Annotated in this window: 22 protein-coding genes; 4 read left to right on the top strand and 18 right to left on the bottom strand. The window is 46.9% G+C overall.

Annotated features, from left to right (window positions below; all coding sequences use genetic code 11):
- Nucleotides 1–6 precede the first annotated feature (6 nt).
- Both rpsU and HPY31_RS26085 read right to left on the bottom strand, forming a co-directional pair.
- Entirely contained in the window at nt 7–180 is a 174-nt protein-coding gene (rpsU, locus tag HPY31_RS26090) for a 30S ribosomal protein S21 (RefSeq protein ID WP_007727630.1), read from the bottom strand.
- 113 nt (nt 181–293) lie between these two features.
- Nucleotides 294–617 carry a histidine triad nucleotide-binding protein gene (locus tag HPY31_RS26085; protein WP_012685763.1) on the bottom strand — a complete coding sequence of 108 codons (324 nt, stop codon included), beginning with the start codon at nt 615–617 and terminating at the stop codon, nt 294–296.
- Between the two features lie 154 nt (nt 618–771).
- Here HPY31_RS26085 and HPY31_RS26080 point away from each other — a divergent pair, with 154 nt between their 5' ends.
- A complete protein-coding gene (locus tag HPY31_RS26080) occupies nt 772–2,154 on the top strand; it encodes a UDP-N-acetylmuramoyl-tripeptide--D-alanyl-D-alanine ligase (RefSeq protein ID WP_172143024.1) in 1,383 nt (460 codons plus the stop codon).
- A gap of 46 nt (nt 2,155–2,200) precedes the next feature.
- Here HPY31_RS26080 and HPY31_RS26075 read toward each other — a convergent pair whose 3' ends face one another.
- From HPY31_RS26075 to HPY31_RS26030, 10 genes are all read right to left on the bottom strand, one after another.
- Nucleotides 2,201–2,761 (bottom strand): histidine phosphatase family protein, encoded by a 561-nt coding sequence (locus HPY31_RS26075; protein WP_253901955.1) that lies wholly within the window; start codon nt 2,759–2,761, stop codon nt 2,201–2,203.
- A 58-nt stretch (nt 2,762–2,819) separates the two neighbouring features.
- Complete coding sequence (locus tag HPY31_RS26070) at nt 2,820–3,950, bottom strand: TolB family protein (protein ID WP_172143022.1); 1,131 nt, start codon at nt 3,948–3,950, stop codon at nt 2,820–2,822.
- Nucleotides 3,951–4,063: 113 nt separating this feature from the next.
- Nucleotides 4,064–4,900, bottom strand: a complete 837-nt coding sequence (locus tag HPY31_RS26065) for a sugar phosphate isomerase/epimerase family protein (protein ID WP_172143021.1) — start codon at nt 4,898–4,900, stop codon at nt 4,064–4,066.
- Between the two features lie 7 nt (nt 4,901–4,907).
- Nucleotides 4,908–5,891: a DUF6005 family protein gene (locus HPY31_RS26060; RefSeq protein ID WP_172143020.1), complete on the bottom strand. Its 984-nt coding sequence runs from the start codon at nt 5,889–5,891 to the stop codon at nt 4,908–4,910.
- Between the two features lie 32 nt (nt 5,892–5,923).
- A complete protein-coding gene (gene asbD, locus HPY31_RS26055; protein WP_172143019.1) occupies nt 5,924–6,190 on the bottom strand; it encodes a petrobactin biosynthesis protein AsbD in 267 nt (88 codons plus the stop codon).
- On the bottom strand, nt 6,187–7,431 hold the full coding sequence (locus HPY31_RS26050) for an AMP-binding protein (RefSeq protein ID WP_172143018.1): 1,245 nt from the start codon (nt 7,429–7,431) through the stop codon (nt 6,187–6,189). The genes asbD and HPY31_RS26050 overlap by 4 nt, the downstream gene beginning before the upstream one ends.
- 1 nt (nt 7,432) lies before the next feature.
- A complete protein-coding gene (locus HPY31_RS26045; protein WP_172143017.1) occupies nt 7,433–9,301 on the bottom strand; it encodes an IucA/IucC family protein in 1,869 nt (622 codons plus the stop codon).
- A 39-nt stretch (nt 9,302–9,340) separates the two neighbouring features.
- Entirely contained in the window at nt 9,341–11,146 is a 1,806-nt protein-coding gene (locus HPY31_RS26040) for an IucA/IucC family protein (RefSeq protein ID WP_172143016.1), read from the bottom strand.
- A gap of 377 nt (nt 11,147–11,523) precedes the next feature.
- Nucleotides 11,524–12,390, bottom strand: a complete 867-nt coding sequence (locus HPY31_RS26035) for a hypothetical protein (RefSeq protein WP_253901954.1) — start codon at nt 12,388–12,390, stop codon at nt 11,524–11,526.
- 281 nt (nt 12,391–12,671) lie between these two features.
- Nucleotides 12,672–13,799 carry a D-alanine--D-alanine ligase gene (locus tag HPY31_RS26030; RefSeq protein ID WP_172143041.1) on the bottom strand — a complete coding sequence of 376 codons (1,128 nt, stop codon included), beginning with the start codon at nt 13,797–13,799 and terminating at the stop codon, nt 12,672–12,674.
- Between the two features lie 234 nt (nt 13,800–14,033).
- Between HPY31_RS26030 and HPY31_RS26025 the strand changes: the two genes are divergently transcribed.
- Together HPY31_RS26025 and HPY31_RS26020 are read left to right on the top strand one after the other, a co-directional pair.
- Nucleotides 14,034–14,525, top strand: coding sequence for a hypothetical protein (locus HPY31_RS26025; RefSeq protein ID WP_012685752.1), 492 nt, complete (start codon nt 14,034–14,036; stop codon nt 14,523–14,525).
- Between the two features lie 100 nt (nt 14,526–14,625).
- Nucleotides 14,626–14,814, top strand: coding sequence for a DUF4177 domain-containing protein (locus HPY31_RS26020; RefSeq protein WP_016742618.1), 189 nt, complete (start codon nt 14,626–14,628; stop codon nt 14,812–14,814).
- A 62-nt stretch (nt 14,815–14,876) separates the two neighbouring features.
- Here the strand turns inward: HPY31_RS26020 and HPY31_RS26015 are convergent, their stop codons facing one another.
- Complete coding sequence (locus HPY31_RS26015) at nt 14,877–16,172, bottom strand: class I SAM-dependent rRNA methyltransferase (RefSeq protein ID WP_172143015.1); 1,296 nt, start codon at nt 16,170–16,172, stop codon at nt 14,877–14,879.
- 90 nt (nt 16,173–16,262) lie between these two features.
- Here HPY31_RS26015 and HPY31_RS26010 point away from each other — a divergent pair, with 90 nt between their 5' ends.
- Nucleotides 16,263–17,246 (top strand): Na/Pi cotransporter family protein, encoded by a 984-nt coding sequence (locus tag HPY31_RS26010; RefSeq protein WP_012685749.1) that lies wholly within the window; start codon nt 16,263–16,265, stop codon nt 17,244–17,246.
- On the opposite strand, the gene HPY31_RS26005 is transcribed toward HPY31_RS26010, so the two are convergent.
- From HPY31_RS26005 to mtaB, 5 genes are all read right to left on the bottom strand, one after another.
- Nucleotides 17,212–17,877 (bottom strand): LrgB family protein, encoded by a 666-nt coding sequence (locus HPY31_RS26005; protein WP_016742616.1) that lies wholly within the window; start codon nt 17,875–17,877, stop codon nt 17,212–17,214. The two genes, HPY31_RS26010 and HPY31_RS26005, sit on opposite strands and share 35 nt — an antisense overlap.
- On the bottom strand, nt 17,870–18,265 hold the full coding sequence (locus tag HPY31_RS26000; RefSeq protein ID WP_012685747.1) for a CidA/LrgA family protein: 396 nt from the start codon (nt 18,263–18,265) through the stop codon (nt 17,870–17,872). Before HPY31_RS26000 ends, HPY31_RS26005 begins: the two co-directional genes overlap by 8 nt.
- Nucleotides 18,266–18,366: 101 nt before the next feature.
- Nucleotides 18,367–19,032 carry a deoxyribose-phosphate aldolase gene (deoC, locus tag HPY31_RS25995; RefSeq protein ID WP_012685746.1) on the bottom strand — a complete coding sequence of 222 codons (666 nt, stop codon included), beginning with the start codon at nt 19,030–19,032 and terminating at the stop codon, nt 18,367–18,369.
- 4 nt (nt 19,033–19,036) lie between these two features.
- Nucleotides 19,037–19,465 (bottom strand): NUDIX hydrolase, encoded by a 429-nt coding sequence (locus HPY31_RS25990; RefSeq protein WP_064202879.1) that lies wholly within the window; start codon nt 19,463–19,465, stop codon nt 19,037–19,039.
- Complete coding sequence (gene mtaB, locus HPY31_RS25985) at nt 19,462–20,820, bottom strand: tRNA (N(6)-L-threonylcarbamoyladenosine(37)-C(2))-methylthiotransferase MtaB (RefSeq protein ID WP_172143014.1); 1,359 nt, start codon at nt 20,818–20,820, stop codon at nt 19,462–19,464. Before mtaB ends, HPY31_RS25990 begins: the two co-directional genes overlap by 4 nt.
- Between the last annotated feature and the right edge of the window lie 60 nt (nt 20,821–20,880).

Here is a 20,880-nt window from a genome sequence, read left to right as displayed (position 1 = left end):
CGTCAATTAAAACTTGCGTTTGCGAGCTGCTTCGGATTTCTTCTTGCGCTTAATGCTAGGCTTCTCAAAGTGGCGACGTTTACGCAGTTCCGCCATCACCCCGGATTTTGCGCTTTCACGCTTGAAGCGGCGAAGTGCGCTATCCAAAGACTCGTTTTTCTTGACTCGAATTTCTGCCATTTGTCTTCCCTCCCTCCGCTAAAACCGTGGGACGCCTGAGTCGAACGTACGAACAGACTGTCACACTTCATTATAGGATAATTGACTAAAGAAGGTCAACCTTTAGTTCAATTTTATTCGTAAAAACCGGACAACAGGTGATAATGGATGTGGAAAACCTCTTGCCCACCCTCTTTGCCGCAGTTGTTAATCAAGCGAAATCCTGGCAGCTCCAGCTTTTTCGCAAGAAGCTGTGCTACATGGTGGATATGCCCGATCAACGGCAGGTCCTCGGCGCTTACATCCATTAGCGTCGGAATTGGCTTACGCGGGATGATCAACAAGTGAACGCGTGCTTTTGGTGCAATATCGTGGATGACAATGACGTGCTCGTCCTCATACTCGATACGAGCAGGAATTTCACCATCCATGATTTTGGTAAAAATACTTTTTTCCATGGGAGACTCCTTTCTTCCTCATGTATGTGGATAGTTATGTATGTAAGAATTGATCGTATCATATTCCCTCACTTTTGTCTTGCGGCGCTACCTAACGCATGGTAGCATGACTTCGAGGTTGAAACAGGATAACAAGAAAAAGGAGTTCGTGCAGATGAAACCAATTGCACTGGATCAGGCAGCAATCAACGCAGAAGGGATTTTGATCGCTGGTTCCCCAGGGCTTGCCTTGTCATCCGTTCACTTTGATACCCGCGAGCTGACTGCGGGATCTTTGTTTGTAGCGCTGACAGGCGGCGCACGGGATGGACATGATTTTTTGTTACAAGCAGCTGAGCAAGGAGCCGTAGCTGCTCTCGTTTCGAATCAGGAGAAGATTCCTGCGGACTTGCCAAATGATTTTGGGTTAATTCTCGTTAATGATACTCTGCGTGGCTTTCAAAAGCTGGCTGCCGCTTATCGGAAAAGCTTTTCGTTCCCTCGCATCGCCATTACCGGAAGTATCGGGAAAACAACCGTGAAGGACATCGTGGCACACGTACTTGCGAGCCGTTCGCCTGTATACAAGACATATAAAAACTTTAACAACCACATCGGTGTACCTTTGTCGTTATTGCAGATGGAAGAAAAACATCAAGCTGCTGTACTGGAGCTCGGGATGAACCACGCCGGGGAAATTGATCTGCTCGCTTCGCTGGTCCAGCCTGATATTAGTGTGATTACATTTATTGGAGAGTCCCATATTGAGTATTTTGGCACGCGTGAAAAAATCGCTCTCGCTAAGGCGGAACTGCTTCCTCATACCGCTCTTGATGGGCTTGTGCTGCTCAATAAGGATTCGGAGTATCTACGGTTGATAGCCCATCTGTATCCGGGTGAACTCATGTACTACTCTGTTAATGAGAAAGCGGATATTTGGGCAGAGCAACTCGAAACGGTTGAAGGTGGGACCCGCTTCAAAGTGTGCTTTGCCTCCGGAGAGCATTTCGAGGCATTCCTTCCGCTCCACGGCCGCCATAGTGTCCTGAATGCACTGCCTGCTGTCGCGATTGCCAAGAGGCTCGGAATGGATACGGAGCAAATCGCTTACGCCTTGTCCACGGTTCAGCTCTCCGCCATGCGGTTTGAGCAAATAAACGGGAAACACGGTACTGTGTATATCAGTGATGCGTACAATGCCAGCCCCGTCTCCATGGAGGCTGCCGTACGGACATTTGCCGAGCTGTACCCTGAGCGCGCAAGAATCGTCGTGTTAGGTGACATGTACGAGCTTGGACCAGGTAGCAGGGCTATGCACGCGGGCGTCGGAGCCTCGATTCAAGACATCGCCGAGCGCTTCGAGCTGCTCGTGACAATCGGTGAGGATTCACGCCATCTCCATGATGCTTATTCGGGGAAAAAGCTGCACTTTGCGACCAAAGCAGAGGCAATGGCTGCTCTACTGCCGCTACGGGATGAAAAACATGCCTTTTTGTTCAAGGCTTCGAAAGGTATGTCATTATGGACGCTTATCACTGATCTGGAAGGTCACGAATAATAGAAAGAAAGCCGCCTCCTGTATCATACGGGAGACGGCTTCTTTGTTAGTGCTTGTCCTTGTCATTCCACAGACGTTCTACCTGAATCAATTGATCTTCCTCAAAGCTTAGTTGATAAATATCGGGCATCGAGATCTTTTTCCAAAAGGAGAAATCGTACAATGGATCGTAGTGATTCATGATGATCGTCATGATGTTTCCATGGATGCCAATCGCGACTTTTTTGCCTCGATGGTGATCCAAAACTTCCTGAAAGGCAGCGAGTCCCCTTTCCCCCGCTACCGCATTCGATTCTCCCCCTGCGAAAGCAAACTTACGGTTTGCAAATACATACTCTACAGCCTGTACAAAATGCTCAAAGCACTCTACCCAAGCACCTAATTCGCGCTCGCGAAAATCCGGATCCAGCTTGATTTCCCGATTCGCTTGCTTCGCCGCAGTTTCAATTGTCTGGATGGCTCTTGCATAAGGGCTGGAGACGAACACGTCAATTTGTTCCGCTTGCAAGATTTCTGCTACACATTGCGCATCTTGCCACCCCTTTTGAGACAATCCGCGCGTTTTCTCTTGATCCTGAACGTACATTGATTCTGCGTGGCGGATCATGTATACATGTGTGAGCATCCTTGCACCCCTTCCGTTTTGACGGATTACGATTGAGCAATCATCGCAGTTCAACGACATTGTTGAAAGGCCCCAACTTTTCAGGCGAAAAATCGCTATAGTGGATCGATGCGAGATCAGCTACATAGTACGACTTCCCATCCTTTGCCCAGCCAATGATGCGCTGATTGTCACTTAAGTCGTAATAGCCAGGCATTCCCTTGTCAGGAGAACCGAATGGATAGCCGCATTTCGCGACTTCTTTGCATGATTGCATGTACATATACGAGTCTTGAGAATTGGAAGTACGAGCGTGCTGTTCTACTGCCATCTGATGCCCTGCTGGCGACCAAACAATCTTGTCCAGGTAGCTCTCAGTGAACACGGAATCCTTCAAATTGACCTTTTTCCCTGTCTGCAAATCCAGCATGTATTCCTCTGTATTGGTTCGCATATAACGGTACTTCATATCGCTGGAGTAAGAAGGGAATGTCGTCATGCTATGGTCATATTTCAGGCCAGTCGGTAAGTCTAACTCCTTGTATGCGGTTTGCGTTTTGTAAAACAGCTTTTTCGAATTCGGCACCCAGTAATACCTTTCTTCTTCTGTTCCACTCGGCCATTCATATTGGTCATTCTTTTTCATTTTGAGTGTTGGCAGGTGTTGCAAGTACAAATGGCCGCTTCCTTTGGTATTGGAAGAGAGCATGTCCATCCGGGTGAACGCCATGTACTGTTCATCCGGTGAAACGGAAAAATCAAGGACAGGATACTGAGCTGCTGCCGGGACGAGTACCGTTTTTTTGCCGTCTGGCAGACTGAGCTTCACGATACCGCCATTTTCACGAACGTAGAGCGAGTCCTGTTTCGGCGACCATTTGCCATAGCCGGATAGCTGCGTCATCTTTTTGGTTTGCATATCGTATAGGTACGGTATGGTTCGGTCTGCTTTTCCGTATCCGATTCGCTCCCCGTATACAAACCTACCCGATGGCGACATGCTCGCTCGATGAATCAAAGGCATGTTTGTCACGGTTTTTGTCACTTTTCCATCTACCGTTACTTGATAGATGACGACTGGCTCTGGCTTGCGAGGGTCTGCCTTCGCAGGAGCAGAAGCATTGATTTGTCCAGGGACAAGGATGCCCAGCAAGGAAATCAGCAAGCATGAGAGCAATAGGTGTTTTTTCATCAAGGGTCCTCCCGAATAAGTAATCAATACGTAGACGCTCACTGGAAGCACTTGGTTTCCTTTTACACGAAAAAAAGATCGGAAGCACCCCTGCGCCTCCGACCTTTTTTTACTTACGCACGAACCATCATTGCCTTCCGCAGCCACTCTACCTCTTCCGCTAATACACGCTGCGGACTCTGACCAAACCATTCAATCGATGCAAAATAATCCGTATCCGCAATCTTTTCTAAAATAGGTCCATAATCTACAACACCTTCACCGAGCAGTACCATTCCCTCACGATCGCCGTTAGGGGCATATACATTATGCGGAGCGAATACCGGTAAATGATTCGAGGAAGAAATATTTTTCAAATGATAATGAGCTACCCACGGTCTCAATTGCTCGTACGCATCGATCGGATCAGCGCCGGATTCCCAGACATGAAGAAAATCAAGATTCACTTTTAGTGCAGGATGATTGACTTCCTGCAACAAAGCAAGTGTAGAACTCAGCGAATCTGTAAGCGTGTTCGGATGTGTTTCGACCAAAAGCTGAATCCCGTGCTCTTGACACATCTTACATAAGATTTGAAGATGATGCACATAGCGTGCACGCTCTTCTGGCCCTACTTCTTGACTTGCCTTCTGTCCAGCAAACGTCCTGATTTGCTTCACATGTAACAGATTCGCCAGTGAAATGAGTCTTTTTGCTTTTTCCAATGTACGCTGAAATCCAGATGAAGTAGCAATATCCAGATAATCGCTAAGCATGGAGATACTCATGCCTTGATCCCTGACCAGCCTTACCTGTTCCTCCATCTCTACTCGATCATGATCGTACAGATGCTGGGCGTGAGTTCCCCATAACTCGATTCCATCAAAATGATGACGATGAGCAAACTGAACAAGCTGTGCAAACGAAATCAACTGGTGGCGAAAAGTAATTGTGCACAATGAGAGTTTCATATGATCTTTACCTCCACCCTTGTTCGTCGACAGTGACGAGACTTTTATCCATTTGGGTCCACAGAACAAATTGACGTTCCAACTCTTTTTTCACTTCAAGCTCGATCAGATCAATCTCTTCAAGCGCCTCGATAATCGGAGGCAACAACGCCATATTCTTGGTCATCGCCATTTTGACAGACAAGTACTGAGCTGTCGTAAACCCTTGGTAGATGTCCTCCACTTTGTACGCAATGCGCAAAAACTCATCACGATGGTATTGCAGGTAATCTTGCAGATAGAGAAATGCATACTCGTAGCTGTATTTGCGGATCGCAATCACTTTCACCTGAGTCACTGCCGCAAGCAACATGTCCAAGTTGTATCCATTGCGTCCTTCTGCCATGTCTGTAATCAATTGCTTCAGCTCAAGGGTAAACGGGTTATGATCACGCTTGAGTGCGTCGTAGAAATAGTCGTGGATCATTTCATAGGTTGGTTCCTTAATTTCACTGGCATCCACCATAAAGCCGCCACCAAACGGATTTTCCAAGAAGGCTTTGATCACCGTCTCCTTCTTCACATTGCCCTCCCAACGAAAATCCGGGTCAAACATAAACCACTCATCTTCATTCTCCGTTTTTGAAATCATCAAAAAATGCGGGAATGGCTTCAACGCAAATTTATTATCTCGTTCTGGAACCAGCGACATGTCTATCTGAACAAGGACAAACTGATCCTCGGTACGCTTATCAATTAGCTCCAAGAACATGTCCAGATTGGCGGCTTTATCTTGGGAATGATCATACCATTCTGTTACTTTCGCTCGGAAAAGTCGCTCAAAGCCCTTGATAATCTCCTCATGGTTATCAATGTAATAGGTGACCACACCTTGATCTGTAATGGAGTACTCGGCATCCCATATGCCAAAATAATAGGGACGATAATCAATCTTTGTGCGTCGCTTAATCACTTCGCATAGGCAAGAAATAATGCAATGAACCTTAACCATTCTGTATCCCCCACTCGCTGTTTGTATAGGCGCTAATTCGATACATGCTGCGGTTCTAGCTGTTCAACAAAAGTAAGGAGCGATCCAACCGTTTGAAAGATTCGTGGATCTAACTCATGAGCAGGAACTACCAAGCGCAAATCTTCTTCGATATACACAATCAGTTGCAATAGCATAATCGAATCAATATGTAGATCTTCATTCAATCGCATGGACTCCTCTAGCGTTTGAATATGCGATATTTTTAATTTTTCGGTCATGATCGTATGGATTTGCTCGATTCTTTCTGATCGTGTCATTTGCTGATCGTCTCCGTTTCTACTAATCGACGGCTGATTTTTCCTGTAGCTGTTTTAGGAATGCTCGTCACGCATTGGATTTCAAATGGGACTTTATAGCCTGGCAAACGATCCTGGCACCATTTCCTGATTTGTTCAGGCGTAGCTCCTCCCTCTGCAATAACCTGCGCCTTCACAATCTCTCCCATGACCGGATGATGTCCACGATACACGACCACTTCTTTTATCCCACTCATTTTCAAAATGACGTCCTCGACCTCTAAAGGAAATACCTTCAAGCCAGAAACGTTTATCACATCATCCATCCTTGATACAAATTGAATATGTCCTTCTTCTGTCCAGAAACCTAAATCCTGCGTCGCTATTTCGTTCTGTCCATTCCAAATCTTAATTTCACCGGGTTGTTCTTCATTTTCGCCTGTAGTCATTGTTACATGGGAAAGAGGAACTCCCAGATCTGTATGCGTCCGCATCTGTTTACTCATACTGACGCATCCCGCCTCAGAGCATCCATATTGTTGCATCAAGATATCGCTCATGCCTTGCAGCTTGAGAAACAAGCCTTCTGGCATGGGAGCTCCTGATGTCATTAACCGGTGAAAGCGTACCTGCTCTCGCGTAAAGCTAGATAAGATGTGATAAAAGACTGGCAGACCATACACAATATGTTGGGGAGTATCTTGAATCACTTGCAAAGCAAACTTCGGATTTTTGTGCGTCACAATCGACGGCTTACTCCCCCGCTCCAAAGCTGCCAAAACTCCACATATCAATCCATACGAATGTGTCACAGATGCCAGCACGATTGGGGTTAATGCTTCCTCTCCCTGAAACAACTGGTTGTAGGCATGAATTTCTGTTTGGATATCCTCCCAGCTTCTTCCGATGAGCTTCGCGTCCCCCGTCGTACCTGAGCTATATTGATAAAGCGATGGTTTTTCGCTCTGTTGTTTATCCGTGATGGTCAAGAAGTGCTTCGTCTCTTGATAGACAAGCCCATAACATCTTGCCTTCACTGCCATTTGATAGGCTGTTTCCATCGGGGTTTCCCCATGAATTAACAACACCGAGCCATTATGCTCACGTAAATATCGAACAAGACTAATCACGTCAAGTGGGTCAGCCAAGCAGACTGCATACCTCTTTCCTTCTGGCTGCCGAAAATGATCCATGCTTTCGAACCCTTGCTTATGTCTCTCCATTTCATACACAGAAATCTCATTTTGATTCACAATAAACATGCTAGTAACCTCCCACAGCCATGGAATGAAGCCTTTTCCTTGCCTCGAACAAAGGATTGGGAACTTCATGTAAATGATACTTCTCGTTCGTTGTATATAGCTTTTTCTTGGTCAATTTCTCTACTTGCACGCTTGGAACAAACAGATCAAATCGCGTAAATCGCTCCGCCAATTCCGGGAATCGTTGTTGGTGCCCCTCCAATACCTGAACGGCCATCTCCCAGAAGCGCTCTTCGGCATATCCGTAATGTTCTTCCAATAGCCGTGCGAGTTGCCCCAGATTGATCAGAAATAAAGTCTCCAATGTCAGGTCTCTGACGGTTGAAGTTTCATTCATGTGAAACATCACATCGTCGGGCTTCGTTGCGTAATATTCATGCACTTCCGCGAAATTCGGGCATTTGTCCGGCTCACTTAAGAACGGTTGGCAAAAAATCAAATCTTCATGAAAATCCTTCAATGCTACCCGAGTAGGAACACCATCCCGATGCACCAGGATCATATTCTGTGCGTGGGTTTCCATGGCAATTCCGTGTTTCACTAGAATATGAACGACTGGCAATACACTGCTTTCCAATAATCGCACAAGCCAATTCTCTAGCCCTTGCTCACGAATCCAGCGATCAATGAACGGCACCTCATCCACCTCTACTGCCGCTAATGCGTTATAAGGAACCGCATCTTCTCCCGCTTCGAGATGAGGGACGAGACTTTCTCTCCACATGCACCCAATCACTCCGAATGTAACCATTTCCACCAGTTCAGAAGCAGGGGGAGGATCATATGCCACTGCCGCAAACTCCTGGAGCATGATCACCTTTTGCACGTCTCGTAAATACGCATCTGCGTCCGTAATCCCCTTGAGCCACCTCGAAACAATCGGTGCACTTGCCAGTGAGTGCGGGGTGAGATGACGTGCCGCTGAGGTATTCACCACGTTGATCGAGAGTTTTAGATACGGTTTATGCGGATTACTTTTGTTAGCAAAGGTGCGAATGGATTGTTGTGGACGATGACTATCAGCGCCTACGCCTAGCACAATGATCTCTTTGCGATGGATATCGTCCAGGAATCCAGGCACGATATGATTACGCCACTGCCAAGGATGGACAGGTACGAAGGCATACTGATCAGGATCGCATCCATGATGGACGATGATTTGTTGAAAGGCTTCTTTTTGGTCTCGACCTAATTCATCCAAAAGAAGGTCATCGAAATTTTTCCCTTGATCAATGGACACTTGAGAATATTGCTTATGTATCGCTAGCCATAGAAAATGAACTTCCTGCTTAAATTCAGGACCATAGGCAAAATGATCTACGTAGGTAAATCCAACACGTGATTTATAGCTAGGGTGGTAAGGGTGACCGTCCATCAGATCCCCTTCCAGCTCATCGTATGATTTGCCCTGCATCCGAATATCATGTTGCACCCGATAGTATTGAGCCAATGTATCCTTTAACAACGTTTGCTCCAGATCATTCGCAAATAGCTTCAGTCTTTGTTCATCTACCGTATTCATTCGGAAGACTTCCACTAAAAAACGAGTGAGGGATATCGCTTCTGATTCTTGCTGTGCGACTCCGCTTTGATCGAAAGCAACACGAGTAACGGGATCCTTCCCTAAACGTACCAGCCCAAAACTAGCACTTTTCCGCCCCCGGCAACGATAGCGAACAGGCAGATCTCCCTCATCAAGCCCATGTAGGGTATAAATCGTCTCGTCACCCTCTTGGATGGTCTCAGGAATCACAATTCCCTCATAGAACAAAGACTCGATGCATTGTCGAAACACCCTTCTTCTCACCTGCACGTACTGTTTCGAGTGAAGTGCCTCTTCAATCGAGAAATCTTGTATTGTTAACTCCATACCTTATCCTCCAAGTCTCTTCAAGCTAGATGCAGTAAGCTATCCAAAAGCATGCAGCCTTGCCTTTTCGGCCTGCTTTACCTTTGCTAAAGGATTATCTATGTAAACAAAAACAGATGATCTCTCTTCCGGTTGGGTTAATTCATCCAAATCATAGAAGCGCGTGAGCAAATTCGCCTTGCACGGAAGCTGTTCGCGCGTAAGTAGATTCTCTAGAAACTTCGACGCCTCTCGATTCATAGGTAAAAACTCGGTCAAAACCTCATGCATCTCTGCTAATAAAATTTGTTCGTCAATTAAACCTTCCGTTCCAAATCCATTAATAAGTCCAAACATATGGTTGAAAATCATATAATAGGTGATTCGTTCATCGACAAGATGGTCTTTGTAAATGTTCCTACTCGCCTTGCCAACCCCAGGCAATTCTGCCTCTAATACCTCTTGCATCGATTCTGAGAAATAGTAGCCTTGATTATCTCGATAAAAGAACTGATCGGGGTATCCGTCTTTAAGCATGACTACACTATTCTGTTGATGAGCTTCCAAGCCGATTCCGTATTTTAGATAGAGCCATACCATTGGTTTCAATGAAATGTCTACATACCGCTTAAACCATTCCAGACTAACTACTTCCGGTGCTTTGCCTTCCTTTTGTGCCAGATGGTGGATGATCGTGGCCAACCGACTCTTGTAACCAGGAAGTGGATCTTGCACGAGTGCCGCGATTTGCGTGACTTGTTCTCCATTCCTCCCCATAAAGGGATTATCACGCAGGATTACTTCAAATCCCGTTTCTCCCTCATGCTCCAACAAGATCGTGATGTAAGCCGGATCAGAGATAAAGCCAAAGCCCGGATACTTGCGACTCACTTCACCGATCCCTGTTTCAAAAAGTTGCTTCGCCTCTAAACCAATCTCCATCTCACTTAACTTGTTGACCCGTAAAGAATTCGTAACTTTGATTGGGACGGACAGCTTGAGCATGTATTTCTTCTCAGGATGATAAACCGTTCGAAGAGATGATGTCGCCATATACTCCTCACCTGCTGGCCCCAGGTATAGCAGCAATCCTTTCTCGATTAAGGATTGTACAGCTACCTGATCGAGCAACCATTCTGCTTGAAGCGGATGAATCGGGACGATTGAAAATGATGGATCAACATCAGCTATCGAAGGAAACTCATCCTTCAGTAATTGCGTAGCGGATTCTTTTTGCCCAGATTTTTCATGAACAATCGACGGATGGGCAGCAAACAAGTGGAGTTGAAACTTCCCGCAACACTCCGGTGCATACAACGCTTGCTTGGCCTCAGGAATTCCTTGCTGACTCTTCGGGGTTGGATGAAACAAGTGACCGAACAAAAGCGCCTGCTCTGCTTCGATGAAGCTTTGTTCCACGCCATATAACATCTCGGCATTACTTTGGCGTGTCCGAACAAATTTCTCAATGCTTTGGCAGCTTTGAATCATCCGCAAGACTAATTCATCCGGAACTGCATTTTCCCCATGCTGAAGCGTTAGTTCTTTAATCAATAGAACCGCTAATGTCAAATAGTCCGCCTGAACGAAACGAGTACTGTCACCACTCCGGTAGCAAGCTGGATAATGAAACAAATGCCTACCTGTCACGGAACGATATTTGACACTGACATAGAGGGAAATCCCCTGATGCGGGAGTTCGCAATGAAGGTACGTACCCGTTGAGGTCGGCTGTATGATTTTCGTTAGCTTTTTGGTAATCTCGTCTTTTCGATTGATCCACTCGCCCCTACCTGTTTCTCGGAGATAACAATTGAGAAAGCTCTGCATCGTTGCATGCTCTGCGATATGCTTGACTACGAACATGTTACCTCTCCTCTTGCTTGATCCAATTTTTTATTCAAGCATTGCGACTGACATAACTGGTAAAACGTCCCATCTATAATGTAAACGATTATCATTCTCATTTCAAGTGATAATATTCTTCTGGTACAGCCAAAAGATATGTGATGTCAGAAATTCGTTCCTTCATCCACACACAAAAAAAGACGCCGATTCATCAGCATCTTTTTTCTCATGATTAGTCCATCTGGTCTGCATAGACAAAGACTATCTCCCTGCGTGCTTACAAGCTAACGTTTTTCATAAAATTCATACGTTTCCCAGTTAATCTTGCCCGGACCAAAATCGTAGATATGAGTAGAAGCAAGATCAGCAAAATAAAATGATTTACCATCACCTGCCTAACCAATCAGTTGATAATTGTCCTTATCCATCATGTAGGTGCTCAACAGCCCGGGATTTGCATGATTTCCGAAAGGATTTCCGTATTTGTTCGGTTCATTGAAGACGAACATCAACATGTAATTATCCTGGGAACTGGACCAGGTCAAAAGTTGTTCAGCAGCAAACTGATGGCCAATTGGCGACCAGAGGATTCTCAGCAGGGCTGCTGTGTACTCCCCTTCGACCCTTAGAAAGTTCTTTTTCCCCGTTTGCAAATCCAGCACATATTCTTCTTGTTCTGTCTTGATATACTGATACTTCATATCGCTGGAGTATGAGGGAAGAGCGGTCGTTTTGTGATCTGTTTTCATCCCAGTGGGCATGTCCAATTCTTTGAAAGCTTCTTTCGTTAGGTAAAACAGCTTTTTAGAATTTGGCATCCAATAATACTTCTCTTCCAGTGCAGATTTGTCTGGTCTCCACTCATATTGATCATGCTTTTTGATTTGGAGCGTTGGCAGATGTTGAATGTAAAGATGAGCACTACCTTTTGAATCAGCAGCTTTTTCATCTTTGCGGGTAAAAGCCAAGTACTGTTCATCCGGTGAAATCGCAAAATCGAGCACTGGATACGGGACAATGCCCGGAACGAGCACAGTCTTTTTACCGTCTATCGTTGTAAGCTTGACGATTCCGTCATTTTCACGGATGTACAGTACGTCCTGCTTGTTTGACCACTTGGCAATGCCCGACAATTGCATCAGCTTTTTCGTCTGAATGTCGTACAGGAAAGGCATTGTCGGATCTTCCTTACCATACCCGATTCGTTCTCCGTACACAAATCTCCCTGAGGGTGAAATGCTGGCGCGATGAATCAAGGGCATGTTGGTTTGGATTTTTTTGGTCTTTCCATCCGGGGTCGCATGATAAACCGTAACCATGTCAGGTTTTCGCGGGTCCTGTGATGTAGGAATGGCTGCACCCGTCTGTCCAGGAAAAAAGGAACTTAGCAGAGTAGCTAGCAAACATGAGAGCAAGAACTGTTTTTCATTAAGGTCCTCCTAATCTGTTATCAATACTCAGACGTGCCCCATTACCATTTGGTTACCTAATTTTATACAAAAAGAAAAAAGATGCCGATTCATCAGCATCTTTTTTCTCATGATTAATCCAACTCTTCCGCATCTACGACGTTGCGACCTTTATCCGCATGTCGCTCGATAGCGAGTTGTACCAGACGATCGATCAGCTCGCTGTAGCCCACACCCGCAGCTTGGAAGAGCATTGGATACATGCTAAACGGCGTAAAGCCTGGCATCGTATTCACTTCATTGATATAGAGTTTGTCGTTTTTCTCATCCCAGAAAAAGTCTACACGGGTAAGGCCAGAGCCATCGAGTGCTTGGAATGCCTGCTTGGCTATTTCCGCGATCTGTTCGGATACATGCTCAGGAACGATGGCAGGAATGGAAAGCTCTGTTCCCGCCCCTTTGTACTTGGCTTCATAATCGTAAAATTCTTTAGCGGCAATAACTTCCCCAACGACAGATGTCATTAGCTCTTCATTCCCCAAAACGCCAATCTCCAACTCACGAACTTGAACGAACTCTTCCACGATCAATCTGCGGTCGAATTTGGCAGCTACATCTAATGCGTGCTTGAGCTCCTCACGATTTTTCGCTTTATTAATCCCTACGCTGGAGCCCATGTTCGCCGGTTTGACGAAACACGGATAGCCGAGTTCACGCTCAATCCGATCCATGACATCGTCCTGGCCTTTTTCCCATTGAGAGCGCAGCAAGCCTACATATTTCACTTGCGGAAGTCCAGCTTGTGCAAAGACGGTCTTCATCATCCATTTATCCATTCCGACAGCGGAAGCCATTACTCCGGTTCCCACGTACGGGATATTCGCCAATTCCAGCAGTCCTTGAATCGTCCCATCTTCGCCAAATGGTCCGTGAACTACAGGGAAAACAACATCCATTTGCTCATTCATGGCAAACAGCGATCCTGACTTGCTTGTTACTGCCAGCTCTTGCCCTGTCTCTGTTGCCTCGTTACTAACTGGTGTTTTTGCCGATAAGCGCAACGCTTCGATCTTATCCGGCAGTTGACCTGCCAGTGTCTCTCCAGTCACCCATGAGCCATCCAATTGAACGTACACAGGGGTTACCTCATATTTATTTGCATCTACAGCCTGCATAATGGACATGGCCGTACGCAATGAAACTTCATGCTCTGAGGATTTTCCTCCATAAATAATGCCCAGTCGAATCTTTTGATTTCCCATCTGTGTCATGCTCCTTTCCCCTCCGTACGATACCCGGAGAGTCTACCCAGTTTCTACTCTCTCCTATGCTATGCAAAAGCCCAACATCTGCTCTATTTACCGGGCCGAGCCCGTCATTTAGCATACACAAACCAAACGCCAAAAACAAGAGAAGCAAGTATCACCTGCTCACGTTTTTTCTCATACGATATAAATAAAATTCCTGTCATGGAGCTATTTTTTGGAGGGATTTCCATGAGAGATTATTTACTGTACTGCACGTACTGCTCTTCTTACACTTTATTGCACAGCTATGATAAGGACAGCGGTTCTTTTTTGGGGGAATATTCCCTGCTGCATAACAACTACACCCGTGACCCAATCGTCTTGAACAAATTTCTCCTCGCCCATCTCGGTCACACCATCCGTACCATTCCCTCTAAGACGGATGACTACCGCCACATCATCTGCAATGCCTCGCATTTTTTGGAGGATGATATTGACAAGTACGTGGAGGAAAGTCAACAGCGGGCTAAATTCAAGGAGCGTGATCGGAAAAGTGAACGGGAAATTGGTCAGGTACAGCTATATCTGGTCGAGCATCTCTTGACCCACGAGCTTCAGAACTTAAGCCAGGCCCGCGCTTCTACCCCCGCCGAAGGACAAGTCTTTTTAGGCAAGGAGCTGGGGTTCAAGGAGGCACTCGATCTCGTCAGGCGTGTAAAAAATGACAAGCAATTGTCATGAGCACTTATTTCTTCATTCGAAATGATTCACATTCTTTGTGCAACTCTTTCCGCTCGTCGCGCGTATAAAAAGAGAGACGATACAAGCGGGGGGAAAGAACATGTTTGAATACAAATTCGTCCGAGTTGAGCTGTCCTCTTTTCGACGCCAACCAAAAGAAGATTATCAGACCGTTGTCCACGAGCACGCCAAAGAAGGCTGGCGTTTGGTGCAAATCTTTGCTCCAAGCATCGGGGGCGATGGTATCGCCAAATACTTCGAATTGATTTTTGAAAAACCAACTTCTTAAATCAGACAAAAAGCCAAAAAAAAACAGCGCCGTTTTAATGCGGACGCTGTTTTTCTTTTTCTCTATCGACGATCTCTTACTTCAAAGATGGCAAATTTCAAGTAATGAGCCTCATCTGCCCCACTGATTTGCGGGTGATCCTTACCCGCTCCTCGCCATTCAATCAGGCGCAATATCTTTTTCGCATCGACTGCTGCCTCTTGAATCGTTTGCAGGAACAGCTCAGGTGACATATGGTACGAGCAAGACGCGGTAACGAGAAAGCCGCCCTGACGAACGAGCTTCATTCCGTTTAAGTTAATGTCTTTGTAACCGCGGCAAGCGCCTTTCACTGCTCCACGCGATTTCGCGAACGCTGGCGGGTCAAGAATGACTACATCCCAGCTCTTGCCTGCCTCTACATTTTCACGCAGGTAATCAAACGCATTCGCCACCACAAAATCAACACGATGCAAGAAGCCATTGAGTGTAATGTTTCGCTTGGCTGTTTCGATAGCGTGCTCGGAAATATCGAGAGCTGTCACTTTTTTCGCACCATGCTTGCATGCGTTCAGAGTAAAGGAACCCGTATGTGTAAAGCATTCCAATACCTCAGCGCCATCCCAAAACGGATTTTTGACCACTTTCCCCCGCTTGTCTACAGGCACCTGCTTTGTCTCGCCGTCTACTTCCATGCTCGTCAGGGAAATGCCGTGCTTTTCGCCCCAGCCTTTCATCAATGGCGCGATGGAGGCGCGATTTTCCCGCTGATCATAGAAAAAGCCCGTCTTTTGCCCCTCTACGATATCCACATAGTATTTCAATCCGTTTTCTTCGATCAATACTTCACGCGGACACTCTCCGTACAGGACCTCTTTGCCCTGTGTGAGCCCTTCCAGTTCACGGACAGGTACATCATTGCGCAAATAAATACCAGTCGGTGCAAATACCTCTACCAGTGCATCCCGAATCCAATCAATGCGCTTCTCCATCCCCAATGAGAGGACTTGGACAACCAATGTATACTCGTAACGATCGACGATGAGGCCGGGCAAAAAGTCAGCTTCCCCGTAAATCACACGGCAAGCCCGTGGGTTGTCCACAAATCTCGTCCGGAATTCTGCCGCTTCCCTGATTTTCCGCAAGAAAAAGTCGTAGTCGATCTCTTCCTTTTGGTCGTAGCTCAAAATGCGTACGATCATTTGTGAAGCTGGGTTGATGTAGCCCTTTGCCAAGAAATGGCCTTTGTGATTGGTGACCTCGACGATTTCACCCGGTTCTACATCCCCTTGAATTTCTAATACCTCTGATTGAAAAATCCACGGATGTCCTACTTCTAGCCGCTTTTTCCGATGTTGATTCAATAGCACACGTGCCATTCAGCTATTCCTCCTCTTTGTCATGCTTGCCCCTGTACAGGCATAGCGTTATAGTAACTTGCTAAAAATGGACAGGGAGGAACGTATCTTGTGATAGTCTCCATCCTCGCCCCTTTTACCTTTGGGCTCACGTTTTTTCTTTTCGGTATGTATGCCATGCGCTCCGGCTTTCAAAACCTCGCCGGCAAAAAAATGGAAGAATGGATGGGGCGCTTTACTCGCACCCCACTCCATAGCTTCTGGATTGGTCTTTTCGCTACTTTTGTCTTGCAAAGCTCCAGTGCGGTAACCGTCCTGACGATTGGGCTGACGAACGCAGGTATCATCCAGTTCACACAAACCGTTGGCATCATTTTGGGAACCAATCTGGGCACGACCGTGACCACGGAGCTGGTTGCGCTCAAACTCGAGTCTTTTGCCATCCCCATGCTTCTTATCGGAGTGGCCCTTTGGCTGATGCCGCGCCGAAACATTCGTTGCATTGGTCTTGTCGTCGCTGGCTTCGGACTGATCTTCCTCGGCATCGATACATTGAAAGTCATGGCGAAGCCTTTGGAGCAGTCCGAGACGTTTCGTTCGCTTTTTCTGGAGAGCAGCCATTCCATCTGGATCGGTTTGATTACCGGGGTCATTTTCACCGCGCTCATTCATAGCGGTTCCGCTACAACCGTGATCACGATGGGCCTACTCAGTCATCAAATTCTTTCGATGGAAACGGCACTTGCCATCGTATTGGGCGCGAACGTCGGAACTTGCTTTACTGCTGTCATCGCTGCTATTGGCACGAATACGGCATCTAAACAGGTCGCATGGTGCCATACGCTCTTCAACGTCGCAGGCGCGATTGTTTTTTTACCGTTTCTTTCCCAGCTTGCCCTCGTCAGTGCCTTTTTAACGGATAGTCCTTCTATGCAAATCGCCCATTCACAGACGATCTTCAATCTCGTCTGCTCTCTAGTTGCGCTGCCATTCGTGCCGCAAATCGCCCGGTTTATTCAATGGCTGATCCCTGATAAGCGTCGTCCTACTGACCTCACCTTTAGAAAGAAAATGGTATCAAGTAGATGGAAGTAATGACGCCTGCCACGATCATCGCGACACTGGACGCTGCCGTTTGAACAGGGGAAACGCGGTTCAAGCTAGCCGTACCAATGGCGTGTGCACTCGTACCGATTGCGATCCCGATTGCCCAATCATCGGTGATTTTTCCCCATTTGAGAACAGGACGGGCAATCATGACACCGACCATCCCTGTTAGCGCGGTAAAAAAGGCTGCAAGTGCAGGCTCCCCACCTATGGAACGGCTCAGCTCCAACGCAATGGGGGTGGTCACGGATTTACTCAGCATACTTTTGTATACGAGCTCATCTGAGCCCAGACACCAATGAACCGCCATAACGACAAAGATCGCAACTGCACAGCCTGCACATACACCAAGTAACACACCGCGCCAAATATGAGCAAATTCCTTGATCTGTTTAGCCAGCGGAATAGCGAGTGCCACCGTTGCAGGACCGAGCCAAAAGGAAATCCACGATCCTCCGGCAGCAAACGCCTCCCAATCACCGCTAAATGCCCACCACATGGTCCAAACCAAGATCACAGCCACCAAAAGAGGCTGCAATCGATGGAATCGAGCGTTGATCATGGTAGCGCCTTTGTACCCTGCTATCGATACCAAAATGGCGAAAAATGGACTAAGCATCCAAAGTCCTCCCCTCTTGCGGCAAGGACGATTCTGATTTTTGTTTATGATGCTTCATATACCATTGCACAACCACACCAGTCACAAGCATGACTAGCAATGGACCAAGAACCATCGATAGTATGATTGGTAATGGGTTTTGTGTGAATACGTTTAAATAGGAAGCAACTCCGACAATGATCGGTACGAAAAAGAGCAACATGTGTCTAATTAAAAATGTACCCGCTTGTTCCACCCAATCCATTCGTATCCATCCCATACACAGTCCCAGTGTTAATAGCAACATTCCCACCAGGTTCCCGGGCAGGGGAATATGCAGCCATTTGCTCGCAGCTACGCCTACCCCATAAAAAGCCAACAGGATGACGATTCCTTTAACAAATTTCATTTTGCTAATCTCCTCCCCGCTCCCTATCCTCTCTCTATAGGAACTTCAGCATGCAGGACGGAAAAAGCCCGGCCTTACCTCGGCCAGGCTTTTCTTTGGTATTAGTATCCGCTGCCTGTTGTTTTTGCTCCTGTTACAATGGAAACACCGGAGCTCGTACCGATACGGCTCGCGCCTGCTTCGATCATCGCAACCGCTGTTTCACCGTCACGAACGCCACCAGACGCTTTTACGCCTACGTTTGGTCCTACGGTTTTACGCATCAGGGCGATATCTTCAACCGTTGCTCCACCTGTTGAAAATCCTGTGGAGGTTTTTACGTAATCAGCACCAGCCTCTACGGAGAGCTTGCATGCAACTACTTTTTCTTCTTCGGTCAAGAGGCAAGTTTCCAGAATCACTTTCAAGAGAATATCGCCAGCCGCTTGCTTCACAGCAGCGATGTCTTTTTTGACAGTTTCCAGGTCGCCGGATTTCAGGGCACCTACGTTCAGTACCATATCTACCTCAGTCGCTCCGTTTGCAATCGCATCGCGGGTTTCGGCTGCTTTGGACTCGATTGTGCTCGCTCCCAGAGGGAAACCAATAACCGTGCACACTTTTACATCAGAACCTGCCAAGAGTTCAGCAGAGCGTTTTACCCAATAAGGGTTTACACATACAGACATGAAGTCATGCTCTCTTGCTTCTTGGCACAGCTTGTCAATCATCTCTTGTGTAGCATCAGGCTTCAACAGCGTGTGGTCGATATATTTGTTCATGTTCATAGAACTACACCTCTATCCCTAATTGTTCGAACGCAAGGCGAAAAATGCTGTCATTGTTACGGTATCCCCGTTGCAGTTGCAAATCCCATGCTTCCTTTGCAGAATGCCAATGGACATCATTGATTTCCTCTAGCTGCACGGTGATCTCCGTATTGTAAGCTTCCACCAAATAATAATGGACTTCTTTGTCGATGGATTCGCCCGTGACTGGATGTGTATACACATAAGTGATCATGTCGAGCTTGGATCCCAATCGTCCGGCTACGCCTGTTTCTTCCAAAACTTCGCGCAGAGCCGTTTCTTCGATGGTCTCGCCCATCTCCTGCTTACCTTTTGCGAGTGTTACCTTGCCATAGCGGTCTTCAATCAATAGGAGCATGTACTCGGCGTCTTGCTTCTGGTATACAACGCCCCCTGCTGATATCTCCCTCATATAGCTCGCTCCTTCAGGTAAGGCAACGCCTCTGTTTCCACTACGCGAACAAAAGTCCCTTTGCAGTATTCCGAGCCTGGTTCATCCAGTCTGACCTTGCAAATCTTGCCGATCATGCTCTCATCGCCAGGGAAGACGACGTTCAGGTAGTTGTCCGAATAGCCCATCAGAAGACCGCTATCAGGTGCTTCTTTAAACGGACGCTCTGGAATGACTTCCAGTACATCCCCTACGAATTTCTTGGAGTATGCCAAGGTCAGTTCCTTATTGAGCTCAAGAAGCTTCGCAACGCGCTCGTTCTTTTCCTCTTCAGGAATTTGATCCGTCATACGCGCTGCTGGTGTACCTGTACGCATGGAGTATGGGAATACGTGCATCTCGGCGAAACCGATTTTCTTCATAAACTCGTATCCGTTCCAGAATTGCTCTTCGGTCTCACCCGGGAAGCCTACGATGACGTCTGTCGTAATCGCTGCTCCTGGCAATGCTTCGCGTACTTTGACCATTCTTTCGTAAAACTCAGCAGTCGTATACTTGCGGCGCATTCGCTTCAACACTTCGTCATCGCCCGCTTGCAGCGGTACATGCAGATGGCGTACAACACGATCGGAGTTGTTGATGACCTCGATCACTTCATCGGTGATTTGGCTTGCCTCGATCGAACTGATGCGGATGCGCTTGAGGCCTTCCACCTGATGAAGGTCAACCAACAGCTTGGCCAAATTGTAGTCTTCCAAATCTTCGCCGTATCCACCTGTATGAATCCCAGTCAAAACGATTTCCAGGTAGCCCGCTTCCACTAGCTTTTGGGCCTGTTCGACGACGCTCTCCGGTTTGCGGGAACGCATCAGGCCGCGTGCCCAAGGAATAATACAAAACGTACAAAAGTTGTTGCAGCCCTCTTGAATCTTGAGGGACGCACGTGTGCGATCCGTGAAGTTAGGAACATCCAGCTCTTCGAAGTCGCGAGCTTTCATAATGTTGCCTACTGCATTGATCGGCGTGCGTTCTGCGCGAATTTGATCGACGTACTCGATCAGCTTCTCGCGTCCTTGTGTACCAACTACGATATCTACACCAGGAATTTGCGCAATCTCACTTGGAGAGGTTTGCGCGTAGCAGCCCGTTACGGCAACGATCGCCTCAGGATTCCGGCGAATCGCACGACGAATTACTTGGCGGCTCTTCTTATCTCCCGTATTCGTAACCGTACAAGTATTAATCACGTAAACATCTGCATCTTCTTGTTCAAAGTCGACTCTCTCATAGCCGTCAGCCTTGAACAATTGCCAGATGGCCTCTGTCTCATAGCTGTTTACTTTGCAGCCCAATGTATGAAAAGCAACGGTAGACATTGCCATTCCTCCTTTTGTGTGAAAAACGTCTCTCCGTTTTTCATAAAAGTGGATGTGACC

This window comes from Brevibacillus sp. HB1.3, from assembly GCF_013186635.1.
GTDB classification, from domain to species: Bacteria; Bacillota; Bacilli; order Brevibacillales; family Brevibacillaceae; genus Brevibacillus; species Brevibacillus brevis_D.
Note: the sequence above shows the minus strand (reverse complement) of the source record. Positions and strands in the feature narration are given on the sequence as shown.